The sequence below is a fragment of the Streptomyces sp. NPDC002698 genome (assembly GCF_042888945.1).
GTDB lineage: Bacteria > Actinomycetota > Actinomycetes > Streptomycetales > Streptomycetaceae > Streptomyces.
The window spans coordinates 160,695-166,694 of the sequence record NZ_JBIAQM010000013.1 but is presented as its reverse complement, the minus strand read 5'-3'; the positions used below and the strand labels follow the sequence as shown (position 1 = coordinate 166,694).

The 6,000-nt window shown below is 68.9% G+C and carries 4 protein-coding genes; 2 read left to right on the top strand and 2 right to left on the bottom strand.

Features of this window, described 5'->3' with window-relative positions; genetic code table 11:
- Positions 1 to 301: 301 nt before the first annotated feature.
- Positions 302 to 568, bottom strand: coding sequence for a 30S ribosomal protein S20 (gene rpsT, locus ACFYW9_RS20495; protein WP_261702665.1), 267 nt, complete (start codon positions 566 to 568; stop codon positions 302 to 304).
- A gap of 315 nt (positions 569 to 883) precedes the next feature.
- Here rpsT and lepA point away from each other — a divergent pair, with 315 nt between their 5' ends.
- Together lepA and ACFYW9_RS20485 are read left to right on the top strand one after the other, a co-directional pair.
- A complete protein-coding gene (gene lepA, locus ACFYW9_RS20490; RefSeq protein WP_351866950.1) occupies positions 884 to 2,752 on the top strand; it encodes a translation elongation factor 4 in 1,869 nt (622 codons plus the stop codon).
- Between the two features lie 225 nt (positions 2,753 to 2,977).
- Entirely contained in the window at positions 2,978 to 4,849 is a 1,872-nt protein-coding gene (locus ACFYW9_RS20485; protein WP_389152043.1) for an AMP-dependent synthetase/ligase, read from the top strand.
- A 272-nt stretch (positions 4,850 to 5,121) separates the two neighbouring features.
- On the opposite strand, the gene ACFYW9_RS20480 is transcribed toward ACFYW9_RS20485, so the two are convergent.
- A complete protein-coding gene (locus ACFYW9_RS20480; protein ID WP_351866957.1) occupies positions 5,122 to 5,706 on the bottom strand; it encodes a response regulator in 585 nt (194 codons plus the stop codon).
- Positions 5,707 to 6,000: the final 294 nt, after the last annotated feature.

The following is a 6,000-nucleotide window of genomic DNA, read 5'->3' as shown; positions in this document are numbered from 1 at the left end:
ATCCCGCGGCACGAATCCCGCGGCACGAATCCCGCGGCACGAATCCCGCGGCACGAATCCCGCGGCACGAATCCCGCGGCACGAATCCCGCGGCACGAATCCCGCGGCACACCGAAGGCCCCGCTCGTTCTCCCGGGGAAGGGAGGAGCGGGGCCTTCGGTTCAAGCCTGTGGATTCACGCCCGCGTGGCGAACGCAGATCGTGCGTGAATCCGGGGTGCCGGTCGGGAGCGGGAGAGAGGGCCCGCTCGGGTCCGCCCGACGGTCAAGTCAGGGGTTGAGCCCCGGAGAGCTCAGCCGACTCAGCCCTTGAGCGCGGCGACCTTCGAAGCAAGCGCCGACTTCTTGTTGGCGGCCTGGTTCTTGTGGATGACGCCCTTCGAGACGGCCTTGTCGAGAGCGCGCGACGCGGCGCGCGTGTACTCGGTGGCCTTCTCGACGTCACCCGCGGCAGACGCCTCGCGGGCCTTGCGGATCGCGGTCTTCAGAGAGGACTTGACGGCCTTGTTGCGCAGCCGGGCCTTCTCGTTGGTCTTGATCCGCTTGATCTGGGACTTGATGTTCGCCACGAATGAGCCTTTACAGGTTCAGGCGCGCGAGACGGCACGTCTCACTCGCCGTTTGATTTTCTTGGGTGCGTCTCCTGCAGAGAGGGCACGAGACACAGCCACCCAGGCTACCAGTCCCCGCACGACCGGCCCAAACCGGCCTTGCGTCCCCGGCCCGGGGACCGCTCGCCGATGCCCTGGTCACGGCCTTCGGGCCGACCGCCGCCGTCCCGCTCGCGCGGCCCGAACCGGTCGCAGCCCGCCGCGCGTGGGACCATGGAACCTACGTATCGATCCGACCCGAGGCGACAGGCGCCTCAAGAGACAGGACCCTGCGTGCCCGCGACCCCTAACAATGTGCCCGAGCCGAGCCGTACCGACCCGGCTCTGATCCGCAATTTCTGCATCATCGCGCACATCGACCACGGCAAGTCCACGCTCGCCGACCGCATGCTCCAGCTGACCGGGGTGGTCGACCAGCGGCAGATGCGTGCTCAGTACCTCGACCGGATGGACATCGAGCGCGAGCGCGGCATCACGATCAAGTCCCAGGCGGTCCGTCTGCCCTGGGCCCCGTCCGAGGATCCGGGCAAGACCCACATCCTCAACATGATCGACACCCCCGGGCACGTCGACTTCACGTACGAGGTGTCCCGGTCCCTCGCGGCCTGTGAGGGCACGGTCCTGCTCGTCGACGCGGCCCAGGGCATCGAGGCGCAGACTCTCGCCAACCTCTACCTGGCGATGGAGAACGACCTCAAGATCATCCCCGTACTGAACAAGATCGACCTGCCGGCCGCCCAGCCGGAGAAGTTCTCCGAGGAGCTCGCCAACCTCATCGGCTGCGACCCCGAGGACGTCCTCAAGGTCTCCGCCAAGACGGGTCTGGGTGTCGAGGCGCTGCTCGACAAGGTCGTCGCCGAGATCCCCGCCCCGGTCGGCGTCCAGGACGCCCCCGCCCGCGCGATGATCTTCGACTCGGTCTACGACTCGTACCGCGGTGTCGTGACGTACGTGCGTGTCATCGACGGGCAGCTCAACAAGCGTGAGCGCATCCGGATGATGTCCACCGGAGCGACCCACGAGCTGCTGGAGATCGGTGTCTCGGCCCCCGAGATGAAGGCGGCCGACGGGCTCGGTGTCGGTGAGGTGGGTTACCTCATCACCGGCGTGAAGGACGTCCGCCAGTCCAAGGTCGGTGACACGATCACCACCCTGCACAAGGGCGCCACCGAGGCGCTCGGCGGGTACAAGGACCCCAAGCCCATGGTCTTCTCGGGCCTGTATCCGCTGGACGGGTCCGACTACCCCGAGCTGCGCGACGCCCTGGACAAGCTCCAGCTCAACGACGCCGCGCTGGTGTACGAGCCGGAGACCTCGGCGGCGCTGGGCTTCGGCTTCCGGGTCGGCTTCCTCGGGCTGCTGCACCTCGACGTGATCCGTGAGCGGCTCGAGCGCGAGTTCGGGCTCGACCTGATCGCCACCGCCCCGAACGTGGTCTACCGCGTCGAGATGGAGGACCGCAGCGAGCACATCGTCACCAACCCGAGCGAGTTCCCCGAGGGGAAGATCGACAAGGTGTACGAGCCCGTCGTGCGGGCGACCATCCTCGCGCCCTCCGAGTTCATCGGCTCGATCATGGAGCTGTGCCAGACCCGGCGCGGCACCCTGCTCGGCATGGACTACCTCTCCGAGGACCGGGTCGAGATCCGCTACACCCTGCCGCTCGCGGAGATCGTCTTCGACTTCTTCGACCAGCTCAAGTCCAAGACCCGCGGCTACGCCTCGCTGGACTACGAGCCCACCGGCGAGCAGACCTCCAGCCTGGTCAAGGTCGACATCCTGCTGCACGGCGACAAGGTCGACGCCTTCTCGGCGGTCACCCACAAGGACCAGGCGTACGCGTACGGGGTCCGGCTGGTCGCCAAGCTGCGCGAGCTGATCCCGCGGCAGGCCTTCGAGGTGCCCATCCAGGCGGCCATCGGCTCCCGGGTCATCGCCCGCGAGACCATCCGCGCCATCCGCAAGGACGTCCTCGCCAAGTGCTACGGCGGTGACATCTCCCGTAAGCGGAAGCTGCTGGAGAAGCAGAAGGAAGGCAAGAAGCGGATGAAGATGGTGGGCTCTGTGGAGGTTCCGCAAGAGGCCTTCATCGCCGTGCTGTCCAGCGACGACAGCGGTCCCGCGGCCAAGGGCAAGAAGTAGTCACGCCGAATCCCGGCTTTTCAGGGCCCGTCGCGCTTCGGCGCGACGGGCCCTGTGCTTGTCTCAGGGGTGTGTCCTGCGGGAAGTGACCGGGAAGTGACCGGCCGCCGCCTCTTACGCACCGGCCGGACGCGCTCTAGTCTGATCTCTGCTCGGTAGTTACTCGCGAGTTAAACAACAGCCGCAATTGAGCCAGCCGCACTGCCGCGGGCCCCGGAGGATGTCGTGAGCGACACACAGACCCTGATCGAGAACCGTCCGCCGTCCGTCGCCGCACTCTTCCTGGAGCGCGTGGCGGCCACACCCGACGCCGAGGCATACCGCTACCCGGTACCGGCCTCGGGCGACGGGCCGGACACCTGGAAGTCGCTGACCTGGGCGCAGTCCGCCGAGCGGGTCTACGCCATCGCCGCCGGGCTGATCGAGCTCGGCGTCCAGCCGGAGCAGCGCGTCGCGCTCGCCTCCTCGACCCGCGTCGAGTGGATCCTGGCCGACCTCGGCATCCTCTGCGCGGGCGCGGCCACCACGACCGTGTACCCGCAGACCAACGCCGAGGAGTCGGCGTTCATCCTCTCCGACTCCGCGAGCAGGGTCCTCATCGCGGAGGACGCGGCCCAGCTCGCCAAGGCCCGCGAGAAGCGCGCCGAGCTCCCCGAGCTCACGCACGTCGTGGTCATCGACGCGGAGGGCGTGGAGGCCGAGGACTGGGTCCTGACGCTCGCCGAGCTGGAGGCACGCGGCTCCGCGTACCTGGAGAAGCACCCCGAGCTGATCAAGGAGCGAGTCGGCGCGATCACCGCCGACCAGCTCGCGACCCTCATCTACACCTCCGGCACCACGGGCCGCCCCAAGGGCGTCCGGCTGCCGCAGGACAACTGGTCGTACATGGCCAAGGCGATCGCCGCGACCGGACTGGTCAGCCAGTCGGACGTCCAGTACCTGTGGCTGCCGCTCGCGCACGTCTTCGGCAAGGTCCTGACCTCCGGCCAGATCGAGGTCGGGCACGTGACCGCCGTCGACGGCCGCGTGGACAAGATCATCGAGAACCTGCCGATCGTGCAGCCGACGTACATGGCGGCCGTGCCGCGCATCTTCGAGAAGGTCTACAACGGGGTCGCCGCCAAGGCGCGGGCCGCCGGCGGCGCCAAGTACAAGATCTTCCAGTGGGCCGCCGAGGTCTCCCGGGAGTACGCGAAGGCGAGCCAGGACAACTTCCGCCGCACGGGTTCGGCCTCGGTGCCGTTCGCGCTCGGCGCCAAGCACAAGGTCGCCGACGCGCTCGTCTACGCCAAGATCCGCGAGGCCTTCGGCGGCAATCTGCGTGCCTGCATCTCCGGCTCCGCCGCGCTCGCGCCGGAGATCGGCTACTTCTTCGCCGGCGCCGGCATCCACATCCTGGAGGGCTACGGACTCACCGAGTCCTCCGCCGCCTCCTTCGTGAACCCGGGCGAGGCCTACCGCACCGGCACGGTCGGCAAGCCGCTGCCCGGCACCGAGGTGCGCATCGCGGACGACGGCGAGATCCTGCTGCGCGGCCCCGGCATCATGGAGGGCTACCACGGGCTGCCCGAGAAGACCGCCGAGGTCCTGGAGGCCGACGGCTGGTTCCACACCGGAGACATCGGCGAGCTGTCCGCCGACGGCTATCTGCGGATCACCGACCGCAAGAAGGACCTCATCAAGACCTCGGGCGGCAAGTACATCGCCCCCGCCGAGGTCGAGGGTCAGTTCAAGGCCGTCTGCCCGTACGTCTCCAACATCCTCGTGCACGGCGCCGACCGGAACTTCTGCACCGCGCTCATCTCCCTCGACGAGCCGTCCATCCTCGGCTGGGCCAAGGACAACGGCCTGGGGGGCAAGTCGTACGCGGACGTCGTCGCGGCGCCCGCCACGGTCGCCCTCGTCGAGGGCTACGTGAAGGAGCTCAACGCGGGCCTGCAGCGCTGGCAGACCATCAAGAAGTTCCGTCTGCTGCCCCGCGACCTGGACGTCGAGCACGGCGAGATCACCCCGAGCCTCAAGCTGAAGCGCCCGGTCGTCGAGAAGGCGTACAAGCACCTGATCGACGAGATGTACGCGGGTAGCCGCGAGGCGTAGCCCGGGCCATCGGCCATCGGCCATCGGCCCTAGCCCGTACGGGGTGGGGACGCGCAGGGCTCCTCCGCGACCGAGCGGCGGAGTCCCCGCGCGTCCCCGCTCCCGTCGGAGCTCCCCGCGTGTCCCCGCTCCCGTCGGAGCTCCCCGCGCGTCCCCGCTCCCGTCGGAGCTTCCCCGCGTCCCCGTTCCTTTCGGAGCATCAGCGCGTCCCCGCCCCCGTCGGAGTCCTCGCGCGTCCCCGGCCCGGCGGAGCCAGCCCCGCGCGGTCTCTCCTATCCGTCCCGCCCGTGCCGCATCCTGCTCAGCAGTTCGTCCATCCGCCGTAGCTGGTCGCGGAGTTCGGGTACGTCCGGGACGGCGCCGGCCGACAGGTGCGTGTCCATCCTCCTGAGGCGGGCGGCGAGTTCGTCGAACTGGTCCTGCTCACGGGCGAGCAGGCACTCCAGCTGACGGTTCTTGCGGTGCAGGTCGAGAAAGACGCTGACCTTGGCGCGCAGGACCCACGGGTCGAACGGCTTCGCCAGATAGTCGGCGGCACCCGTCGCGTACCCGCGGAAGGCGTAGCCCGCGTCGGCGTCCGTGCCCGTCAGGAAGATGATGGGCACGTCCTTGGTCCGGTCGAGCCGCTTGATGTTCGCGGCCGTCTCGAATCCGTCCATGCCCGGCATCCGGATGTCGAGCAGGACGACCGCGAACCGCTGCCGCAGCAGCGCCCTCATCGCCTCCTCGCCCGAACGCGCGCGCACCAGCGGCTCGTTGAGGGAGCGCAGGACGGCCTCCAGCGCGACCAGGTTGTCCTCCATGTCGTCGACCAGGAGGATGCTCGCTCCCTCGTCGGTCGTCGTCCCGGCGCTCATGATGACGGTGCCTCACTCGGTCCGTGGTTTCTCGGTGCCTCGCGCTCCGGCGACCGGTCCGTGACCCGCCCCGGGCGCCGTGCCGAAGCCGCCGTGCCGTGTCGCCGCGGCATGCCATGCCATGCCGCCGTCGTCGCGGCGGGCGGTGGACGCGGATCGGATGCTCGATTCTGTCCGTCTTCGAGCACATCCATACCACTGTTCTCACTCATGCCGGCCCACTTCGGTGACTCGGCGCTTATGAGTGCCGCCAGTCTGTCACCCTGGCCGCATCGTCCGAGGTGTCTTCGTCCG